Raw genomic sequence first — 19,786 nt, forward strand, 5'->3', positions numbered from 1 at the left:
AGTAAGAACTGTTCTAGATTTGAACGGTAGGTGGTGGCCGAGAGTAAAAAGAGTCGGAAAATTCAGAAAGTACCAGATTTTTATCTTTGTAAATCTTTTCTAAATGTACGTATACTGGAGTATTGAATTTTGTGTAATGAAAAACAACTTCGTTTTCTACAGTGTGGCTCGATCTCTGTACGGAATTGTTTTTAGCAAGGCTGTTGCCATTTAGTATCTCATGAGAAGACTCTGTTTTTTTTAAAAACAGTTTGGACTTTCTTTGAGTAATGACTTTTGATTTCTTTTTTAAAGAAGCAGCCTTTAAGCTTAGTGATTTTTCAGAAATAATTTTAACAGGCTTTTTTTCTTTTTTGTACCCATTTTTGACAGCAGCAATTGTCACTATTCTACCACTAAAATTTGAACTGTAGGAAACTACAACAGAATTTTCAGTAACGTAAATAATTCCTTCACTGCTATGGTCAAAAGACTGAGCCGCTGTTTTTGGTATAAAACAAAGAAATATAAAAAGAGTAAAAAATTTAATTTTAAGACTTTTTGAATAAAAATGTAAAAATTGTTTTATCGAACCATTCATCATTTGTTCTCTTGATGACAAATGTAATTTACCGATTTAGCAATCCCAAAATATTTGCTACGTTATACTACGCACCAGCCACTCAACACTACGCAAGAAATTTAAACAGTTGATTATCAGCATATTATTACTCCGTGAAATTAAATGATACACTTAGCTTTTCTACTTAAAAATTTTGTAGAAATAGAAAAGTTTCTTCTGAAAGATCCAGTTTTTTTCGGATTCGATATTTTTTTGATGTTACAGCCTTCATCGATAATTTTTTCACCTCGGCAATTTGTTGGTCATTCAATCCTATTTTTATTAGTGCAGCAAATTCGAGATCAGAATTTTTCATTGTCGGATTTTTCAGTAAAAGTTTTGTATTAAAATCTGGAAATTTTTTTAAAAAATTAATGTAAAATGAATGATTGCTATGTAAAGCAAGATTTAGCAGTTCAGCATAACTAATTGATTCTTCGCAATCCTGAGTTTCTGTCTTTTTTTTCTTACTTCTAAAACAATATATAAGAACACCAATTAGTAAGCCTAACAATAAGCTTAATAACATAAAATTTGTTAGACTATCACTTTTTTTTGGTTTGTTAATCTTTGCAATTCTATCCAGCATTATATATCTTGCAGTATCTAAATCGTCATTTAATTTAATCGATTTATTTAGATATTGTATCTGATTTTCTAAATCATTTTGCCTTTTACATAAAGCAGCGATTTTTGGATATATGAGAGCTAAAACCGATTCATTCTGAGATTCTATAGCAGTACTTTCCACATCTTTGTAAATTTTATACATTAGATCTGTCTCATTTTTGCCGGACATACTATTAGTTAAAAAATCTGCTTTATTATTTTTAAAATATGCCAGATTGTATAAATCCTGATTGTTTTTGAAATAAAACTCTTGTATTTTCAGATACTTCTCAGCATTTTTATTTTCTCCCAATTTTAGATAAGCTGAACAAAGCATATTATATGTTTCGACCAATAAGTATTTTTTTACCGTTGATAAGTCATCAAGAAAAAGCAACTCATTCTCTCTTTTTTTTGATAGTGAGACAACCCTGCCATACTCATTCATGTCATTAAAATATTCTGAATAAATCTTAAAATAATAATTTTTTGCCAAATGTTTTAAATCATTTTCACTTATTTTTTCTGTAAGATTCTGTGCCTCATCAAGTTCTTTTTTGCCATCATTGACTAATCCTACATATAGAAATACACCACCTCTCATAGATTTGGCTATAGATTGCGAGTAAAAGTCTTCGTTTTCGGAACTTATTTTTTCTATTAGGTCAGTTTGAAAGATAATTTGATCAAAGTTTTTCTTAGCATAATAATTCGTCAATACCAAATTCAAAAGCGCATCAACTTTCCCTTGAGAAAATTTATATTTTTCAGACTCTGTTAAAAGTTTTTTAAGCTCCTGCAATTTATAGTCTGTAAGATTTCCATTAGGAATTTTTTGTAGAGCATTTTGTCGACTTGTAATATGTTTAATATTAATGCTTTCTTGTGAACAAAAAGAAGTACTTATCATTAAAAAAAAAATGCCGATTATCAATTTTGCCATTACTTATAAAATTAGTTTATATTAGACATCCAAGTATGAAGATCATCATCCTTAGATAAATTGAGCTTTTTCCGAATTCTGAATTTTTTACTTTCTACAGCTCTTACAGTAAAATCTTTAATAGATGCAATTTTTTTTGTATCAAAATTTAATTTTATAAACGCACATATTTCCAACTCATCTGTTTTTAGCGTACTGTTTATCTTAAGTAACTTTTCCATAAATGCAGGAAGATATTCGTGAAACATCTTTATAAAAGAACCATCGTCTTTAGAAGCTAATTCTACCAATTTTTCAATGGGAATGATTATTTTAGATGATTCTTTAATTTTATTGTAATCAAAAGCCGTACTTTTTTCTGAAGATTCTTTAGTACCGTTTTTCTTATAGTACCAATACCAACCTGTGACAATAAATAGAGCCAAAATACCTGCAATTTTATATAAATCAGCATTATTATCAGGTAAAATCATTTCGGTTTTTGTTAGTTTCTTTTCTGCTAGCGGATATATTTTTTGAAGATATTCCTTTTTTTTTATCTGCAAACTATCTTTGATGTTTTTGGTTTTTTCCAAATATTTGATCTGCATTCTTTTGTCTTTCATCTGATCAAAAACATTAGCCATTTCAGGATAAATAAGCTCAAGTAGTTGTGTATTTTGAATTTCTTTTGCGTAAAATTCTGCTTTATCAAAATGATATAAAGCACTGTCAAGATAATTCACATTATTTCTGGCATTTTTAAATTCAAACTCACCCTTGAGTTTATGATAGGTTGCTAAAATAAATTTATCGTTTGTATCCTTAATATTTTTTTCCATTAAATCTAGGTAGTATTCAACTTCATTGTAATTTTCCAATGTGAGATTGATACCAGATAATGATTTCAGCGCAGTTAAAATTAACTTATTTCTACTTGGAACATTTTTTTTCATCAGGATTGCCTGCGAATATTTTTGTTTAAGAAAATAAATGCATGAATCCATATAAATTTTATCTTTACTAAGGTTATACCGGTCTTCATAGTAATTTGAATATCCAGAATAAATTTCAATTTTTGCAATTATTCGATTATCTGCATCTTCAATCTTTTTACTTGTTTCTAATGCTTCCCTAAGTTCCTTTATAGCATATTGTGGTAGTCCCGAAAAAAAATAGGCTCGTCCACGCAGTATTTTAGATTTAGTAATCCCGCTGTAATTCTCAATTTTAAGCGCAATTTTTTCCGCCTCGCTCATATCAAGAATAACTTTATCGTAGTCTTTTTGCCTGCGCAATTTAAACGTGGAAATTCTCAGCAACGCTTCCATCTGTCCCTTAGGGTAATCAATTTCTTTAGAACGATAATACAATTCTGTATAAACCGACTGTAAATCAATGTTAAGAGGATCCAAAATAACTTTCTGGTTTGTGACAATAAAAAGACTGTCAATCTGGTGAATAGTATTGATATTCTGAGAAATGCAGAAATTCCAAAACAACGAAAATAAAACAGTCAATGTTAATTTCATGATACAACTAGTATTATACCGAAATGAAACAAATTGCATAGTGATTTGACCGTAGATTGAAAACGAAGAATCACTTTTACATAAAAATCAACTTTAACGTTGAAAAAATTCAGTTTGAGAATCATTAAATGTGTTTTTATTTGAACGAGGTAAAATTTTGTACCAACAAAAATATTTAAAAAAGCCGACTCCTTTATATGGAAACAGCTTCAAAATTTATTCTTGATATTAACAACAAATATATAAATATTTTTAAAAAAATATTTATTAGAGCAAATATAATAAGCCAGTATATCTCATTTGTAGTATTTATTACTTGTGAAAATAGAGCATTAATGAACTTAATTAAGTGCTAAAACTTGATTTTATTCTTGTATAGTCCAACTGTAATCAATATAAGACACGAGCTTTAAACACGATTGCTTACACTCGTATTCTATTTGTTTTCTTAAAGAAGTTAAAAAAGAGGTTAGAAACTGTTTATAGAAGGTGTACCTGTTTATTGGTGAATAGTTATTTGATAGTCTAAAGCCTAGACATCCAGATGTACATATTTTCGTCTGAATTAATATTGAGTTTTTTTCTAATTCTGTGCTTTTTTGCTTCTACAGCACCAACGGTCATTTTCTTTATCGTAGCAATCTGTTTAGTATGCATGTTAAGTTTTACGAAAGCACAAAATTCTACATCAGAGATTTTTATTGTAGGATTGATCTTCAGGAGCGTTTTGTCGAAATCTTTGAATGTCTTTATAAACTGATAGTAAAAAGAATGATCGTCTTTCATTGCCAATTGAAAAAGTTCGTTGATAGATAATGCGTCATCGTCACTGGGATTCGAAACCTCCACAACTTTATTCTCTGTTAAAGGATATTTTTTTGTAGCGGATTTACGCTTTAACAAAAACAACACAAGTGATATGCTAAAAACTACAAATAATCCACCAATCCAATAATAAAAACTGTTATTTGTTTTACTGTCGATATTGCTTTTTTTAATCAGATTCTGATCATTTGCTTTTTTCACATTCAGTTTTTTTTCAACATCCAGACTATCAGTGAGATTATTTTTTTTTGAGAAATTCCAATTGATTTTTAACATCATTTTTTTTTGCATAAGCCTCTGCCAAATCATTGTAGATAAACTTTAGCAGTAAATCATTACCTGTCTCCTTTGCGTACACTTCTGCTTTCTTGAAGTGTACGATAGCACTGTCTAAATAGAATTTGTTGTTTTGTTTATTTGCAAATTCAAACTGTGCCTTGCTGTTATGATAGGTCGCCAAATCGAATTGGTGGTGTCTTTTGTGATGTACTTTTCCTGAATTTTTAGGTAATATTCTGCTTCTTTAAACTGCTGGTTCAGAATATAGGCTCTTGTAAGATTTCGTCTTGCATTCTGCATTCCGTAGATTTTATGGGAATCTTTATTATCCATCAGTTTCGCTTCAGAAAACATTTTTCTATTATAATAAATACAGCTTGCAATGTCATCTAATTCATCAGAAATACTTCCAAGAATATTATAAGAATTTACTTTGATGTTACGTTGCTGATCTTTATCTTTCACTTTATATACAAAGTTAAAAACATCCAAAACTGTTTTTTTTGATTCTTCCAGTAGTCCTAAAATGCAAGAATGCATATCCTCGGTGTAATCTTGCCATACATACACTGTAATAATCATCTATTGATAAAGCCAGCTCCTCCACTTCATCTGTACTGGAAATTATTTTGTTGTATTCCTTGCGTGCATTGATGCGAAAAACTTCTAATTTTAACAAAGCCTCAATTTGCCCTTTTTTGTAGTTGATTGCCTTTGATTGATAGAAAATTTCAGTACAGAGAGCCGTATAATTCTTGCCGTCATTATCGTTAAGTACTTTTTTGACACTCAAATTTGCGCTGTCAATTTGCTTTATCGTCATCTGACGTTGTGATTTAATGAAAATACAGCAAAAAAAAGCAATATGGTAAAGGAATATTTCATATAAGCAGTATTTTAAATTAAAATATTGGCAAAAATACCATTTTATTTGTTTTCAGAAGGATTAAGATTTGTATATGACCAAAAAAGATAAATCCGGTCTCTTTCGAAAACGGATTGTTGTTATTGCAGATAATGTACTTCACCCCAAAATTTCGGAAATTAGGACTAATATTACAATGATCTACCAATTAAAATAAAATTTTACACCTTATTGCTACCGAAATAAAATTATTAATGCTAAAAAAAATATTTCGTCTTTCTATACGCTTTTGCTACAAAATCATTTTCATCAAATTCCAAGTACAGGTAAACTGATTTAAACCAAGAAGTTTTAATTTTGTAACTCCATGTTTTACAAAAATCAGCATTAAATTCGTCGCCTAAAATGGTAATAATTTCTTTTTTATTTTTTCCAATTAACGCCATATTGCTTTTCATAAATTCTAATTCTCGATTGAAAAGTTTAAATAAACAGGAGCAATTATAATTTCTACGGTTTCCAGAAACTCCAAACCGTCCCATTGTACAGACAAAGCATATCGTTGGACAAATCGTAAACCATCATTCCTGCACTTGGTGCAATTACGCTGCTGTATTTGTCTACTAAAGGCAAAACCATTGCTTTGTTGGTGTCGGTGAGAACCAAAATTCCTTCTGTATTATCGGTTGCTGCTGTTGTTCCTATTGCCGCTTTGGCGTTGGTGAGTTCTGTTTTGGTGTCTTGGAGTGATGAATCTACTTGATTATTGGCAATTCCTGTGATGGTTTCTGTTTTATTTTTTACGGTAAGATCAAACCAACCGGAAGCAACTACAGAAGCAGGAACTTTATATTTTATTTTATAATCGGAAAGATCAAAAATCATCGTCCCGTTTTCTGTTGCCGTCATAGCGGTGTACTCTGAAGTTGGTTGTGCTGCTAAGGTAGAAACCCATGGCAAAATGATGCCTTTTTGTTTGGTAGCGTCTGATCTATCTGCTGCGCTTCCGGTATTTCCAAATTCCAGAGAAACGGAAGTGTTGGTTACGCTTGGTTTTCCTATTGCAACTTGTGCCGAAGAAAAAACAGCAAAAGTGAGTAAAGTGATGGTGAATATATTTTTTTTCATCGTAATATTTATTTTATTGAATTATAGAAATGTAAGATTAGAGAAACCAATCCTCAGATTTAATTTTTTTGAATTTTTTAAAAAAACTTTGTCAAAGTTCTAAACTTTGACAAAGTTGAGTTATCATTTAATTTACAGTAGGACAAGTTTGTGTGCTGAAACATTTCCAGCCGGAAGCGGTTCCGTCTGTATTTATTTTCAGACAATTTACGGTGGTATCATATACCATCATTCCTTTTGCAGGGTTTGCAATATCCGTAGAAGGATTGACTACTCTGTTCATTACAAATCCTTTGGTTTTGGATTCTAAAGCAGTCCAGGCACCGGTTCTTACCATTGGCCAGTTTCCGTTATCGGCTCCTGCTCTTCCAAGTGAAGTAATTCCGTGTTTGGTTGGGATTGCTCCTGTTCCGGTTGTGGCTGGTTTGTAACAAGCGCCCCCAATTGGAGCACCACAAACGGTACTGTTTAATGTAAGGTTTACAAATCTTGTTACACAGGTACTCCAGGTTATCTTGCAGGTATACGTTCCATCATTCGCTGCTGCATAATTAGGAAATGTATAAGTACGGGTATTTGAAAGCACATTTCCTGAAGAATCCAGCCATTGGTAAACTGCACCTGCATAATAAGGCATTATTAAGGTGTACGGTGATCCCGGACAAGATTGCGCAGTATTACTGGCTGCTAAATTACCCATTGTTTTTATCTGAATTGTACTTGGGAAACTCCCACCGCACGCATCTTTTAAAATTATTTCATAGGTAGTATTTGCTGTTAAATTATCAATCTGCAAACTTGAACTGGAAGTATTGATTATGGCATAAGCACCGGTAGATCCTGCCACTCTGTATTGTATTTCGTAAGGGGAAACACCGGCAATATCGAGATAAGCAGAACCTGTTGCTAAAGGAACTCCTGCCGAATCTTCACAAATAACACCTGTACTTGCAGTAATTGATGGACCTGTATTACTGTCTGTTAATAACACCGTATTACCATCTATATAATAACTTTGATTACACCAAGAAGTAACTTTAAGCTTAGTTACATAAGTTCCTGCAGGGATATTTGCAAAATAACCATTTACATCAGTAGCAATAGGTGTTGATAAATTTGATGCATTATAAAGCTCTACCGTACTTGGATAACCTCCGTTATAAATTTTAGTAGAAGAAATAGTGCCACCTCCTGAACAATATGATGTTCCTGTAGAAGTTACGCTTTGTTGTAAAAGACTGCTGCTGTCAACCGTAAAAGGATAAATATTAGTAACACCACAACTTGTTACAGCAACTGTGTAATCTCCAGGCAACATATTAGACCAAGCCCAATATTCTCCATTGGGTGAATAACCTGCAACACCTACATTGCTTGGTCCACTCAGAATTGTTAGCGTTGCATTAGCATAATCTGAAAAATAACCCAATATCCGAACAATTACTTGAGCAGTTCCTGTAACTGTGTGTGTTGCGATTTGATTTCCATTGTCACATATATAACCAACATATTGTAAACTTAAAGTTGGTGTTCCTGCATTGGCAGGATCTTCAACCGTTTTCGTAAGGGTAGTTACAGGAGAACAAGTATCTGAATAAGTAACGGTATAAGTATCAAGTGGTAAAACAGAAGAAGACCACCCAGTTCCGGCAGCGGTAAGTGTTGTTGTATATACTTGTGTTCCTGAAGAATTTTTTACAACTACATTTACAGGATATGTCCAAGCTGATATAGCATCTCCATTGATTACCATTGTTTCACTTGTACCGCATCCTGAAATTGAAGTAGAGGTGCTAAAATCTACTACTTCCAAAAAAGCGGTATCCCAACAATAGGTTGCGATAAGACCACAAGGACTTGTTGTTTTTACATAATATTTTTTTGATGGTGCAAGAGGCATCGTAAAACTACTTCCTGTATAAGTTCCTGTATATAAAGCCGCACCTTGTGGAGCACAACTTCCATTTGAGGCCTGTTCGTAAATTTCTAACATTAAGCCACCTGCATTGATGTGATTTTGTAAATCAATACCTTGATCAGTATTTGCATCTACACTCCAAGCGTGCCCGATAGTGGCAATGTTGGTACCGCAAGATTTGTTAACATTGAAATAAAACTTAACAGGTGCTAAAGATGCATTGAGCTCTTTCGTAAAGGTTTTATAATTTCCACAGGCATCTCTAACGCGTATCTGATAGGTTCCAAACTCAGTCACATTCAACACATTGCTGGTTACATAATTTAAGGGTTGGTCGGGAAATGCCGGATCAAGTGATTTAACAATTAAATACATATAATTCGGAGTTCCTCCTGTTACATTATTTACCGTAAACGTACCACCTTGTGTAAAGTTTGTACAAACATTAGAAATTGAAATATCTGCATTGCTAATCGGAATATAACTGTCGGCAACAGTAATAGGGTTATTATTAGAATATACAATACTGTTATCTATAGAACAAACAATTTTTACCTGATAATCCGTTCCCGGCTGTAAATTTGTAAAAGTGTGCGGACTTGTAGGAGCAATTACAGACTGCACTATGGTACCTCCTTTCAGCAATTGAATCGTTGTGTTGATAGCACTGCTGAATGTTGCCGTTATCGTCCCATTTCCTGCACACGTATTTGCAGTGGTGGTGATAGTTGTCGTTACGCTTCCTGCTGTTGCACACTGTGCGTTAACTCTTATACCAAAAACAATAAGTGATAGTACAAGCAGGAATAAAAAAAATTTCTTCATCATTTTTTAATCTTTTTTTTTTTTGTTGTGTTTATTTTTTTTCATTATTTATTTTGTGTTTATTTTTTCATCATCTTTTTTATCATTGGCGGTCCGTTTTGAAATAGAATTTTTACGATATAATTCCCTGAAGGAAAATTACTAATGTCTATTGTTTCCGTTTTCGCTGATTTCAAAAACTTACATTCAACAGTGTAGATCTGAATTTCCTTTATTTTTTTGTCGGTCTTTATGGCAAAAACATCATTTACAGGATTGGGGTAAAGCGTTATTTCATTTTCAGAAAAATTTTCAGAAACGCCCAAAGTTCCGGTAGTGGTAATTTTCACATCATCTACTAATAAAGCAGAAGCTTCCTGCGTAATGCAGTGTATGCCAATACGAATGGTTTGTCCAGAGTATGCATTCAAATTATAAATGAAGTTTCTCCAGTTATTATCAATATTTAAGTTTTGCGAAACCAACTGATAAGGAAGCGTATTGATGATGGTAAAATCAGCGTTTGTCGTAGGGTTTCCGGAACCAACATACACTCCAATCTGAAATCTTTCATCGCCGTAAGAACTGGAAAGTGTTTTCAAATACATCGAAATCAGGTTTCCCGAAGATCCTAATGTTACCGCAGGAGTAATAAGCCAATCATTATTTCCCTGGAAAGACTGCACCATTTGTCCCGCCCAACAAGCCGCGTATTTTTGTCCGCTTCTGGGGTTAAAATTCCGAATATCTCCTGATGCTCCCGTAAAATCGTTGGTCGCATTAGATTGAGAAAAATTGAAAATTTGGTACGCCATTTTTTGTCCTGCATTAGGCCAAGTTGCTACCCAATTTACAGGTGGAGCTGGATCCCCACCAATGGTAGTAGTGGTATTCAGCTGGTCCAAATCCAAAAGTCCCCATTGTCCGAAATTGGTTATGCTAAAATTGGGGTAACTCTCAAAATCTTCATTTAATAAAACCGTTTGTGCAGGATTTTGATTAAATAAAGAGAGACCACAAAAGAATAGAAGTTTTTTCATAGAAATTATAGTTTAATTTTTAAAATAGGTTTGTCTGAAAAAAAATCAATATCTGTGTTTTAGAGGGTGCTAATTTATAGGTTTATTCTTTACATTCATCATCATAACCACTTGTTAACGTGTAAACTAACTTCGGTTAGAAAAACGTTTTTAGGTGCGTAATCTAACATTTGTTAGAAAATATGCTTTTTTAGCTCGATAGAATTGGATGATTAACTATAATTAATATAGAAATGCTACTTTCGTATTTATCGTTATTATAAAGTGTTAATTCCAAATGAGTGTATTTGAAAAAATAGAATTGTATTGCAAAAAACTAGTAGCAATTTCTGATGATGAATTGAAGCTTCTTCTTTCAAAATTTGAGGTCGTTCATTTCAAAAAAAATCAACACTTTACAAAAATTGACGAAATAGAGAATTATCTGTATTTTCTTAATTCGGGCATTGTAAAATCTTATAATATTCATAAAGGAAAGAATGTTTGTACCCACTTTTTTTTTGAAGGAGGTTTTTTTTGCAGTTTTCAGTCTTATGTAAAACATCAACCTTCAAGGTTAGGTTATCAGGCGATTACCGATACCGAAAGTTTAAGAATTCACAAAAAAGATTTGAATGATCTTTTTGATCAATACCAAAGTATTGAGCGCTTGGGAAGATTGGTTGTTCAAGAAATATTTATGACTTATCTGAACCAATACACTGATTTATTATGTATGACCGCTGAAGAGCGATACATCAATATGTTTAAAGCATATAGTCATTTAATTCTGCAAATTCCTGTAAAATATCTGGCTTCGTTTCTGGGAGTACACCAAAACAGTTTGAGCAGAATAAGGGCAAGAAAATAAAAAAACTGATGGATTTTTTTTTTTAATTAAAGCTCCAAAGAAAAAGTAACATTTTCTACTAAAATAGATTAAAACGGAGTAAATAAGAAAAAACAAAATAGATTGTTTATCTTCATCATCAGTTTTAAAGTATGTGAAAATGATGGATGCATTTAAAAAATTAGAAACTTACTGTAAGAATATTGCAGAAATCTCTGATGACGAATGGGAAGAATTTATTTCTAAATTTGAGGTTGTCAGGTTCAAAAAAGACGAACATTACCTACAGATATGAGAAACGGAAGATTATCTTTATTTCCTGAACTCGGGTGTGGTAAGAATTTATACGAGGCATCAGGAAAAAGAATTTACGACTTTGTTCTTCTTTGAAAACAGTTTTCTTTCCAGCTATTTTTCATTTCTGAAGAACCAACCTTCTACATTAGGATTACACTCGATAACAGATACCGAAAGTGTTAGAATTCATAAAAATGATTTAAATGATTTGTACAAAAAAAACAGAAGTATTGAATATCTTGGAAGAATCATCATTGAAAATAGATTTTTAGAAATACTTAGCCATAATATGGATTTGCTTTGCTTAACTGCAGAATCCCGATACACAAAAATGTTCAAAGCCTATAAACATCTCATTTTGGATATTTCGGTGAAGCATTTGGCATCTTTTCTGGGAGTTCATCCCAATAGTCTGAGCAGAATAAGAGCAAAAATGTAAAAATTCGCCCTCTTATCGAGAGCGAATTTTTTACGATCTGTAATTTTTCAAAATTAATTAATATAGGCAGCGCTGAAATTACTGGTTATGGTTTCAAAATTTTGATTCGTTCCATTCAAATTACTTTTTATTCTAATGATTCTTGCTGAGATTGTATGACTTCCTGCTGTTACATTCAACACACCACTCACTGTAAATTGTAACTGATTATCTCCTGATCCTGGTTCCTGTACTCCTAAAAACAGACCGGTTGCTGCGCCATCCAAAAACAATTCGCATCGGTAAAATTGGTATCCTCCTAAAGGTGCACCAATTATATCAACACCCAGCATATAACTTAAAAAAAGAGCTTTTCCACCTGAAGGAATGGTAAATGTATAAGAACTGGAAGGAACAGAGGTATAAGTTGCACCATTCACACCAAAGCTTGAGGTGGCAGTAGAGGATCCACCAACAGTTGTTGCACCTGCGCCTGGAGATGCGGATGCAACAGTAACATTTCCTGAAGCATCTATTCCCAAGTTTGCAACTCCTGCTGTTGGAGAAGTTGTACTATTAATTTGGGAAAATTTTAATCCTGATGTGCCAAAAACACCACTGTTGATTTCTAATTTTGCAGATGGCGAAATTGTACCTATACCAACTTTGCCGTCAGAAAGCACACTGAAATCATCCAAAGTCTGTGCACCAGTTGGAATACCAGTTGCAGCATTATTTTTAGCACCGTCAATATTAAAAATACCTTGCGGATTTTGTGTATTAATTCCTACCTGACCTACAGCAATAGTACTTAAAGACAGAGATAAAATAGTTAAAGTTGTTTTCATAATTTTCAATTGTAAAGTATTCATAATTTTTTTTTGAACTACTAAGAAGTTCGACCTATTTTACGGACAAAATTACAATGCTGCACAGTTAAGAGTATTATTAATCAGCTAACGATTAGATACTTTCGAACATACGATTTGTTACTATTTTTTTAAATTATTGCAAATCAATGTATTAAGTTTTTAAAAATTAATTTTTACTTTCATAATTTTAAGCGATATAGTGACCAAGCTTTTAATATGCGTAAGTCACGTTTATGCATTATTACTTGGATTATTCAATAATCTGAAAGAATGCATCTACTTTTTATGGGCGATTATGAATTTGATGTAGTTTTTTCTGATAAAAAAAGAAATGTTTTATTTAATGAACAAGCAGCTCAATTTTTGGAGGAAATAATGGTGGAGCATAACATTAACCATAGCCATTATTAAAATTATTTTCAGTAAAATTTTCATACAGCAAGGATATGCAGTTGCAGAAAAAGATTTCTTACAATAATCCAATTTTGCAATTATTGCCCATTGGGATGGCGAACTTTGCTATACTTTACGAACTTTAAAAGAAATTACATTAGTGAATTTTGAGATTTAAAATTAACATTAGTAAAAACTTAACACAAGATGTTCAGTTGCTGAACTAGCTTCTGAACAGGGTTTGTCTGAATTTTCAGTGACCTTTTTAAACCTATTTCAACAGGTCACTGTATAGGTCACTTTCAGATTGTGCTTTTTTACTTCTCTTTGAACAGACATAAAACAAAAAAAGCTTTAAAACATACGTTTTAAAGCTTTTTGTACTACTTTGATATTGTAGTTGCGATCCGGACGGGACTCGAACCCGCGACCTCCGCCGTGACAGGGCGGCATTCTAACCAGCTGAACTACCGGATCAATTTTCTTTTAAAGGTAAAATGACCTCCGCCGTGACAGGGCGGCATTCTAACCAGCTGAACTACCGGATCTTTTGCCATAACTATGGCGAATGCCTTTCGTTATTGTGGTTGCAAAAATACAAAATTTCAGCAAACCTGCAAACATTTAGCAGAAAAAATGCTTCCCGTGATGGAAAGCATTCATTTTCAAGTCTATTATTTTTATAAGTGTGCACTCAATTTCTCTGCAATCACTTCTTTTGGCGCTACACCAACCAATTTATCCACTACCTCACCATTCTTGAAAATAAGAATGGTAGGAATATTTCTAATACCATACTGCATGGAAATATCCTGATTGTTATCTACATCCACTTTTCCAACAATTGCTTTACCTTCAAAATCGGCAGCAACTTCTTCTACAATTGGTCCCAATGTTCTGCACGGTCCGCACCAAACTGCCCAAAAGTCTACCAATACCGGTTTATCTGATTTAAGTACTGTCTCCTGGAACGAACTGTCTGTAATTTCTAAAGCCATTTTTTTCTTTATTTAAATTAATATATTTCTTTTATTTCGCAGATCAAAATTACCGCTTTTATCTGAAAAGCCTATCTATGCTCAACATTTGTTTTTTCTATAACCAAAAAGTCTGCAGAAATCTCTGCAAGCGCTTCTGCAAGTGCATCAATATCTTTTATGGTCGTCATGTGGCTGAATGAAATACGCAGTGGCGTACAATTGTCCATTTCATCTTCTGAAAGTACCATCATCATTACCATAGAGGGTTTAGACGCACCCGAAGAACACGCACTTCCCTGTGATACAGCAATTCCTTTCATGTCCAGCTGCAGACCTATTAATGGATTTTTATAAGGAAGTAAAGCGCTTAAAACGGTGTACAGACTCCCTTCTTTCTCAGCACTTCTTCCGTTAAATTTAATCCCCGGTATTGCCAGGGTAAGCTTTTCTTTGGTGTAATCTTTAATCATCTGCATGTGATTGGAAAACTCCTCCATTTTATTTAATGAAATTTCCAGAGCTTTACCCAAACCAACGATGCCTGCTACATTTTCTGTACCGGCTCTCAAACTTCTTTCCTGAGGACCTCCTGTGATAATTCCTTTTAAACCGCTTGATTTTCTGATGAAAGCAAAACCAACACCTTTAGGACCATGAAATTTGTGTGCACTGCATGAAGCAAAATCAACTTTAATATCTTCAAAATCCAGAGGCATGTGAGCCATCGTCTGAACCGTATCTGAATGGAAAAGCGCATTATTTTCTTTGCAAAGTTCAGACACCTTTTTGATGTCAATCAGGTTTCCGATCTCATTATTGGCATGCATTAAACTTACCAAAGTTTTTTTATCTGAAGATTTTAAAAGTTCTTCCAGTTTTTCCAAATCAATATCACCTTTTTCGTTTGGGCGGATGTAATTCACTTCCACTCCTTTTCTGGATTTCATATCCAGAATACTTTCAGAAACACATTTGTGTTCCATTGGCGAACTGATGATTCTTTCCACTCCCAAATGTGAAACAGCCGACTTCACAATCATATTGTTGGATTCTGTACCGCAAGATGTAAAAATAATCTCAGCAGGGCTTACATGAAGATAATCTGCAACCTGTCTTCTCACATTTTCAATCAAAATTTTAGCTTCCTGCCCGAAACTGTGTGTAGAGGAAGGATTTCCGAAATTGATTTTCATCGTGCTCACCATTGCATCAATCACTTCTTCTGTAAGGGGTGTGGTAGCAGCGTTATCTAAATATATTTTATTCATTATAATTTGGAATATGTAAGTTTAACTGAGGTAAAAGGTTTATCTGTAGGCACAGAAACAAGCATCCATGGATTTGAGATCATCATGATTTCCATTCCTCCGGATTTGTATTCTGGAACTTCAAGGATCAAAACATTATTTTCAACAGAGGCTTTTTTAATTTCAGTAATTCTGTGATCACCGGAACTGAAACTTCCCAAATCGTAAATAATGATTTTGTTTTCATCTGAAATTGCAGGATAGCCCGGCTTGTCGCCGTCTTCGACAGTATTTCTTTTTGCTACTTCGGCCAACAATTGCTGTTGGTCTTTAAGGATAACAAAACCTTCAGATTCTGCACCGCCCTGCGAAGAGGTTATTAAAATATTAGGTTTTAAATCCTGAGAAGGTTTATCTGAAACATTTGTTTTACAGCTTAAAATGAAAGCCAGACACAAAAAAAGCAACTTGTTCATTGATTCGGTTTTGATGACTCAAAATTAATGAAAAAATTGGTAATGACCTTCATTTGCCCAGTTCAACATCGGGCGGTCTCCGGAAGTATCACCAAAAGCTATGATTTTATCAAATTTCCTGTCTGATATTTCTTTTTTAATGCGCTCCAGTTTTTCTTTCCCGTTGCAGTTTTTACCTATAAAATTACCCGTAAAAATTCCGTTTTTAAACTCTGCTTTAGTAGAAACTAATTTCATTTTGAAGGCATCAGCAAAGGGTTCTGTCCAGATATCAAGCGACGCTGTAACCAGAAAACTTTCTGTGCTTTTATGATCTATATTTTCAATAAAATCCAATGCATTATCGCGTATGATCTTCGGATAATGAGTTTCAAAAAACTGCTGGGCTTTTTTTCTGATTTTAGTTTCAGGCTGATCTTTTAAGATTGATCCTATGAAACTTTTTTTCACTTTTTCGGTGTCTGCGAGCTTCAGTTTAAGCAAGATGAAAAGCGGAATATGTTTTAGAAACTGTATTCTGAATTTTGAAGAATTATAAAATTTAAGATACATAAACATCGTATCTTTATAAGTAAGCGTTCCGTCAAAATCGAAGCAGTACAGTTTTTTCATGGGGATGAAAGGTGTTGGGATTGGATGTTGGATGATGGGTGTTGGGTGTAAAAATTTATTCTATTAAAACTTTGTCAAAGCAAAATTATTGTGTTGTAAAGCTTTGACAAAGTAAGAATATTATTACAATTTCAGTTTTTTAAATATAAACTCAGGAATATTTCTGATAATCAACATAATAACACCCCAAATTGGCAAAACATATATTGAATTCTTCTGTTTTTTGAAACCTTTATAAATACAATCTGCGGCCTGCTTTGGTGTGGCAGTAAGTTTCGGATTTAAGGGCAGTCCTTCAGTCATTTTTGTATCCATAAAACCGGGTTTTACCGTCATTACATGAACTTTCTTTTCGAAAAGATAGTTTCTGAGACCGCTCAGATAGGCTGTAAATGCTGCTTTAGCACTTCCGTAGATGAAATTACTCTGTCTGCCGCGATCGCCTGCCACGGACGACATACCAATGATTGTTCCGGATCTTTTGCTTTCAAATTTCTGTGCAAAAAAGTTGATCAGCGGAACCAGTTTAGAATAATTGATTTCAATAATTCTTGCTGTATTTTTATCGTCGTAAAGTCCTTCCTCCGAGCCTTCACCTAAAAAGCCTGTCGCACAAAACAAGAGATTTGAACTAATGTGCTCCAGATTTGTATAATTTATTTCTTTCGTAAGATCAATTTCTATAATTTCAGACTGCTGAAAAAATTTAACATCGATATGTTTCGCAAATCTTTCTGAGGCTTCCCTGCTTGAAGTTAAAAGGTATATTTTTTCAAATTTTTCACCTTCCTGAAGTGCTTTTTCCACAAATGCCTGTGCTACTTCTGAAGTACTTCCGAGAACGATCATATTGTATTATTGTTTAAAATTCTTTTATGCTGAAGTGAGATAAACTTCGGATTTTCAACATTTTTAAGGTAATTAGTTAAAGACGAGCGGCTCATACTGTCTTTGGTAAGATATATTTTACCGTTATATTCCTCAACAATTGAATCCAGCTGATCGATCAGTTTTTTTAAATTTTTATCCACTTTAAAATCTAAAGCGAGAGAATATCCTTCAAAAGGAAAGGAGTTGTAAGCTTCGGGATTTTCTTTTCCGTACAGCTTAAGTACGGCTAAGAAAGAACCGCTGCCCGACTTTGCAATTGTTTCCAAAATCCTCTGCATTCCCTCTCTGCCTTTATCTTTGGGAATCATCATCTGGTACTGGATAAAACCTTTTTTGCCGTAAATCTTATTCCAGTCATTTACAAAATCAAGTGGATAGAAAAAAGTATCGTAATCGGTAAAATTTTTGACTTCCTTTTTTGCCTGCTTTTTATAGTAGAGATAATTAAAAATTTTTACTGTCAAAGAATTGAGTGCAAATCCCGGAAAATAGAAAGGTACAGTGGGAGAAAATTTCTTTTTCAACCTTAAAGGATTTTGTTTGAATTTTTCGGGAAGTTCATGAGGAAAAGCGTGCTCACCGCGCATCATGATACTTCGTCCTAGATTATTTCCTTTTTGAAGACAGTCAATCCACGCTACGGTGTAGGTCCAGCTTTCGCTTTCTTCAAAGAGACGGAAGATTTCGTCAAGGTTTTCTGCTTTGATGCTTTCCTGACGGATGTAGGCAGACTCAATATTTTTCAGTTTAAATTTAACGGAAAGGATAATTCCGGTGAGACCCATTCCGCCGATGGTTGCCCAGAATTTATCTGAATTTTCTTCCCGCGAGCAGGTAAGAATTTCACCTTTTTCGTTCATCAGTTTAAAATCAACCACATAATCCGAAAAACAGCCTTCAGCATGATGATTTTTACCGTGTACATCGCTTGCAAGGGCACCTCCAACCGAGATAAATTTGGTTCCGGGAGTTACGTAAAGAAAATATCCCTGCGGAACAGAGATTTCCAGAACGTCAGAAAGGAGGACACCAGATTCGCATTCGATGATTCCGTTTAAGCGGTCAAAACTGATGAATTTATTGAGTTTTTTTGTTGAGAAAATACTTTCAGCGAGAGAAGAATCTCCGTAGCAGCGGCCGTTTCCACGTGCAATTACTTCATTATGACTGAGTATAAAATCTTTAATTTTAGAATACTGATCTTCTGAACGCATTTCTTTTTCCACCACGGGAAAATTTCCCCAGTTGGTCACCTTTTTTACAAAATTTGGTTTCATTTTTTAAAATAGATTTGAATTAAAAATGCAATCACCCATAAAAATAATGTGACCTGAATGTAACGGTCTCTGTACACAATTTTTGTCGGAGATTCGGTTCTGTTATATACTAAAGTCTGCTGTAAATATCTTAAAAAGGCAAAAACCACAAAAATTACGGTATAAAAAACGCCCTCGTGAAATCTCTGCTGTACCTCCGGAGACAGTGTAAACATCAGATAACAGAGAATTGCCAAAGTCACAGAAATGGAAAGCGCAATATCTGCGAACTGCACATTGTAACCATCTAAAGCTTTTCTTGTTTTACCCGAAACCTGAGCATTGATGAGCTCTCCCCGCCTCTTTCCGATTGCTAAAACCAGCGCAAGAACAAATGTAAGCAGCACTGCCCACTGGGAAATATCAATTCCTGTGATGGAGCCGCCTGCCTGAACTCTCAGTACAAATCCTGTAGCAATAATGAAAATATCAATGATGGGAACGTGTTTCAGTTTGAATGTGTAGGCAAGATTCATCACGAAATAGGTGAGAATAATCCCAGCAAATTTCCAGATACTGTCGTGAAAGTACATCTGAGAACCTAAGGTAAAAGCGATATTCACCAGGACTAAAATGCCCAAAATGACCAAAGCTCTTTTTTTGGAAATTGCTCCGCTGGCTAACGGTCTCCGCCGTTTTTCAGGATGCTTTCTGTCTGCTTCAATATCATTATAATCATTCAGGATGTAGACAACGCTTGCTGCCAGAGAAAAAACGATGAATGCAACAATACTTTTGAGAAGAAGATCTGTCTGAGTGAATTTACCGGCAAAAAAAAGTGGAACAAATACAAAAAGGTTTTTTACCCATTGCTCTACCCGAAGCAGTTTTAAATATTGTTTCATTTATGTGTAATCAAATGCAAAAATAATGAATTTGCACAAAAAAACCGCTATAAAAGCGGTTTAGATATTTTAATAAATCAATAATAA

Annotated in this window: 19 protein-coding genes, 1 tRNA gene and 1 pseudogene; 3 read left to right on the forward strand and 18 right to left on the reverse strand. The window is 33.7% G+C overall.

Annotation, left to right across the window (positions count from 1 at the left end; genetic code table 11):
• Positions 1–13 precede the first annotated feature (13 nt).
• From ASG31_RS12275 to ASG31_RS12320, 9 genes are all read right to left on the reverse strand, one after another.
• Positions 14–601 carry a hypothetical protein gene (locus tag ASG31_RS12275; protein ID WP_131725548.1) on the reverse strand — a complete coding sequence of 196 codons (588 nt, stop codon included), beginning with the start codon at positions 599–601 and terminating at the stop codon, positions 14–16.
• 145 nt (positions 602–746) lie between these two features.
• The gene (locus ASG31_RS12280) at positions 747–2,153 is read right to left on the reverse strand and encodes a helix-turn-helix transcriptional regulator (RefSeq protein ID WP_056032873.1); all 1,407 of its coding nucleotides are present in this window, start codon (positions 2,151–2,153) and stop codon (positions 747–749) included.
• Between the two features lie 11 nt (positions 2,154–2,164).
• Positions 2,165–3,547, reverse strand: coding sequence for a helix-turn-helix transcriptional regulator (locus ASG31_RS12285; RefSeq protein ID WP_131725549.1), 1,383 nt, complete (start codon positions 3,545–3,547; stop codon positions 2,165–2,167).
• A 642-nt stretch (positions 3,548–4,189) separates the two neighbouring features.
• Positions 4,190–4,768, reverse strand: coding sequence for a helix-turn-helix transcriptional regulator (locus ASG31_RS12290; RefSeq protein ID WP_131725550.1), 579 nt, complete (start codon positions 4,766–4,768; stop codon positions 4,190–4,192).
• Positions 4,769–4,879: 111 nt separating this feature from the next.
• Positions 4,880–5,260 carry a hypothetical protein gene (locus ASG31_RS12295; protein ID WP_056032883.1) on the reverse strand — a complete coding sequence of 127 codons (381 nt, stop codon included), beginning with the start codon at positions 5,258–5,260 and terminating at the stop codon, positions 4,880–4,882.
• Positions 5,247–5,591, reverse strand: a complete 345-nt coding sequence (locus tag ASG31_RS12300; RefSeq protein ID WP_056032885.1) for a hypothetical protein — start codon at positions 5,589–5,591, stop codon at positions 5,247–5,249. Before ASG31_RS12300 ends, ASG31_RS12295 begins: the two co-directional genes overlap by 14 nt.
• A gap of 552 nt (positions 5,592–6,143) precedes the next feature.
• The gene (locus ASG31_RS12310; protein WP_056032890.1) at positions 6,144–6,761 is read right to left on the reverse strand and encodes a hypothetical protein; all 618 of its coding nucleotides are present in this window, start codon (positions 6,759–6,761) and stop codon (positions 6,144–6,146) included.
• Positions 6,762–6,888: 127 nt separating this feature from the next.
• Positions 6,889–9,507 (reverse strand): hypothetical protein, encoded by a 2,619-nt coding sequence (locus ASG31_RS12315; protein ID WP_056032893.1) that lies wholly within the window; start codon positions 9,505–9,507, stop codon positions 6,889–6,891.
• A 56-nt stretch (positions 9,508–9,563) separates the two neighbouring features.
• Positions 9,564–10,523 carry a T9SS-dependent choice-of-anchor J family protein gene (locus tag ASG31_RS12320; protein WP_056032898.1) on the reverse strand — a complete coding sequence of 320 codons (960 nt, stop codon included), beginning with the start codon at positions 10,521–10,523 and terminating at the stop codon, positions 9,564–9,566.
• Positions 10,524–10,800: 277 nt separating this feature from the next.
• On the opposite strand from ASG31_RS12320, the gene ASG31_RS12325 reads away from it, so the two are divergent.
• From ASG31_RS12325 to ASG31_RS12330, 3 genes and pseudogenes are all read left to right on the forward strand, one after another.
• Positions 10,801–11,373 (forward strand): Crp/Fnr family transcriptional regulator, encoded by a 573-nt coding sequence (locus ASG31_RS12325; protein ID WP_056032899.1) that lies wholly within the window; start codon positions 10,801–10,803, stop codon positions 11,371–11,373.
• Between the two features lie 139 nt (positions 11,374–11,512).
• Positions 11,513–11,647 carry a hypothetical protein gene (locus ASG31_RS19090; protein WP_262483849.1) on the forward strand — a complete coding sequence of 45 codons (135 nt, stop codon included), beginning with the start codon at positions 11,513–11,515 and terminating at the stop codon, positions 11,645–11,647.
• A gap of 15 nt (positions 11,648–11,662) precedes the next feature.
• Positions 11,663–12,088 (forward strand): annotated as a pseudogene (locus tag ASG31_RS12330) (Crp/Fnr family transcriptional regulator); the annotation flags it as partial.
• A gap of 53 nt (positions 12,089–12,141) precedes the next feature.
• On the opposite strand, the gene ASG31_RS12335 reads toward ASG31_RS12330, so the two are convergent.
• The 9 genes from ASG31_RS12335 to ASG31_RS12375 form a co-directional block, all read right to left on the reverse strand.
• Positions 12,142–12,939: a hypothetical protein gene (locus tag ASG31_RS12335; RefSeq protein WP_131725551.1), complete on the reverse strand. Its 798-nt coding sequence runs from the start codon at positions 12,937–12,939 to the stop codon at positions 12,142–12,144.
• A 796-nt stretch (positions 12,940–13,735) separates the two neighbouring features.
• Positions 13,736–13,809 (reverse strand) — tRNA-Asp (locus tag ASG31_RS12340).
• 203 nt (positions 13,810–14,012) lie between these two features.
• Positions 14,013–14,330 (reverse strand): thioredoxin, encoded by a 318-nt coding sequence (gene trxA / locus ASG31_RS12345; RefSeq protein ID WP_056032910.1) that lies wholly within the window; start codon positions 14,328–14,330, stop codon positions 14,013–14,015.
• Between the two features lie 71 nt (positions 14,331–14,401).
• Positions 14,402–15,580, reverse strand: a complete 1,179-nt coding sequence (locus ASG31_RS12350) for a cysteine desulfurase family protein (protein WP_056032913.1) — start codon at positions 15,578–15,580, stop codon at positions 14,402–14,404.
• Positions 15,580–16,035: a hypothetical protein gene (locus ASG31_RS12355; protein ID WP_056032916.1), complete on the reverse strand. Its 456-nt coding sequence runs from the start codon at positions 16,033–16,035 to the stop codon at positions 15,580–15,582. The genes ASG31_RS12350 and ASG31_RS12355 overlap by 1 nt, the downstream gene beginning before the upstream one ends.
• Before the next feature lie 24 nt (positions 16,036–16,059).
• Positions 16,060–16,647 (reverse strand): HAD-IB family hydrolase, encoded by a 588-nt coding sequence (locus ASG31_RS12360; RefSeq protein WP_056032919.1) that lies wholly within the window; start codon positions 16,645–16,647, stop codon positions 16,060–16,062.
• Positions 16,648–16,770: 123 nt separating this feature from the next.
• Positions 16,771–17,496, reverse strand: a complete 726-nt coding sequence (locus ASG31_RS12365) for an SDR family NAD(P)-dependent oxidoreductase (protein WP_056032923.1) — start codon at positions 17,494–17,496, stop codon at positions 16,771–16,773.
• A complete protein-coding gene (locus tag ASG31_RS12370; protein ID WP_056032928.1) occupies positions 17,493–18,815 on the reverse strand; it encodes an FAD-binding oxidoreductase in 1,323 nt (440 codons plus the stop codon). The genes ASG31_RS12365 and ASG31_RS12370 overlap by 4 nt, the downstream gene beginning before the upstream one ends.
• Complete coding sequence (locus ASG31_RS12375) at positions 18,812–19,699, reverse strand: decaprenyl-phosphate phosphoribosyltransferase (RefSeq protein ID WP_056032931.1); 888 nt, start codon at positions 19,697–19,699, stop codon at positions 18,812–18,814. Before ASG31_RS12375 ends, ASG31_RS12370 begins: the two co-directional genes overlap by 4 nt.
• Positions 19,700–19,786: the final 87 nt, after the last annotated feature.

The sequence above is a fragment of the Chryseobacterium sp. Leaf404 genome, assembly GCF_001424145.1.
Taxonomy (GTDB): domain Bacteria; phylum Bacteroidota; class Bacteroidia; order Flavobacteriales; family Weeksellaceae; genus Chryseobacterium.

Bases quoted from the DNA above. Each gene is read 5' to 3' on its own strand.
- ASG31_RS12280 (WP_056032873.1), bottom strand. From the start codon at position 2,153: ATGGCAAAATTGATAATCGGCATTTTTTTTTTAATGATAAGTACTTCT.
- ASG31_RS12290 (WP_131725550.1), bottom strand. From the start codon at position 4,768: ATGATGTTAAAAATCAATTGGAATTTCTCAAAAAAAAATAATCTCACT.
- ASG31_RS12300 (WP_056032885.1), bottom strand. From the start codon at position 5,591: ATGACGATAAAGCAAATTGACAGCGCAAATTTGAGTGTCAAAAAAGTA.
- ASG31_RS12310 (WP_056032890.1), bottom strand. From the start codon at position 6,761: ATGAAAAAAAATATATTCACCATCACTTTACTCACTTTTGCTGTTTTT.
- ASG31_RS12315 (WP_056032893.1), bottom strand. From the start codon at position 9,507: ATGATGAAGAAATTTTTTTTATTCCTGCTTGTACTATCACTTATTGTT.
- ASG31_RS12320 (WP_056032898.1), bottom strand. From the start codon at position 10,523: ATGAAAAAACTTCTATTCTTTTGTGGTCTCTCTTTATTTAATCAAAAT.
- ASG31_RS12325 (WP_056032899.1), top strand. From the start codon at position 10,801: ATGAGTGTATTTGAAAAAATAGAATTGTATTGCAAAAAACTAGTAGCA.
- ASG31_RS19090 (WP_262483849.1), top strand. From the start codon at position 11,513: ATGATGGATGCATTTAAAAAATTAGAAACTTACTGTAAGAATATTGCA.
- ASG31_RS12335 (WP_131725551.1), bottom strand. From the start codon at position 12,939: ATGAATACTTTACAATTGAAAATTATGAAAACAACTTTAACTATTTTA.
- trxA (WP_056032910.1), bottom strand. From the start codon at position 14,330: ATGGCTTTAGAAATTACAGACAGTTCGTTCCAGGAGACAGTACTTAAA.
- ASG31_RS12350 (WP_056032913.1), bottom strand. From the start codon at position 15,580: ATGAATAAAATATATTTAGATAACGCTGCTACCACACCCCTTACAGAA.
- ASG31_RS12355 (WP_056032916.1), bottom strand. From the start codon at position 16,035: ATGAACAAGTTGCTTTTTTTGTGTCTGGCTTTCATTTTAAGCTGTAAA.
- ASG31_RS12360 (WP_056032919.1), bottom strand. From the start codon at position 16,647: ATGAAAAAACTGTACTGCTTCGATTTTGACGGAACGCTTACTTATAAA.
- ASG31_RS12365 (WP_056032923.1), bottom strand. From the start codon at position 17,496: ATGATCGTTCTCGGAAGTACTTCAGAAGTAGCACAGGCATTTGTGGAA.
- ASG31_RS12370 (WP_056032928.1), bottom strand. From the start codon at position 18,815: ATGAAACCAAATTTTGTAAAAAAGGTGACCAACTGGGGAAATTTTCCC.
- ASG31_RS12375 (WP_056032931.1), bottom strand. From the start codon at position 19,699: ATGAAACAATATTTAAAACTGCTTCGGGTAGAGCAATGGGTAAAAAAC.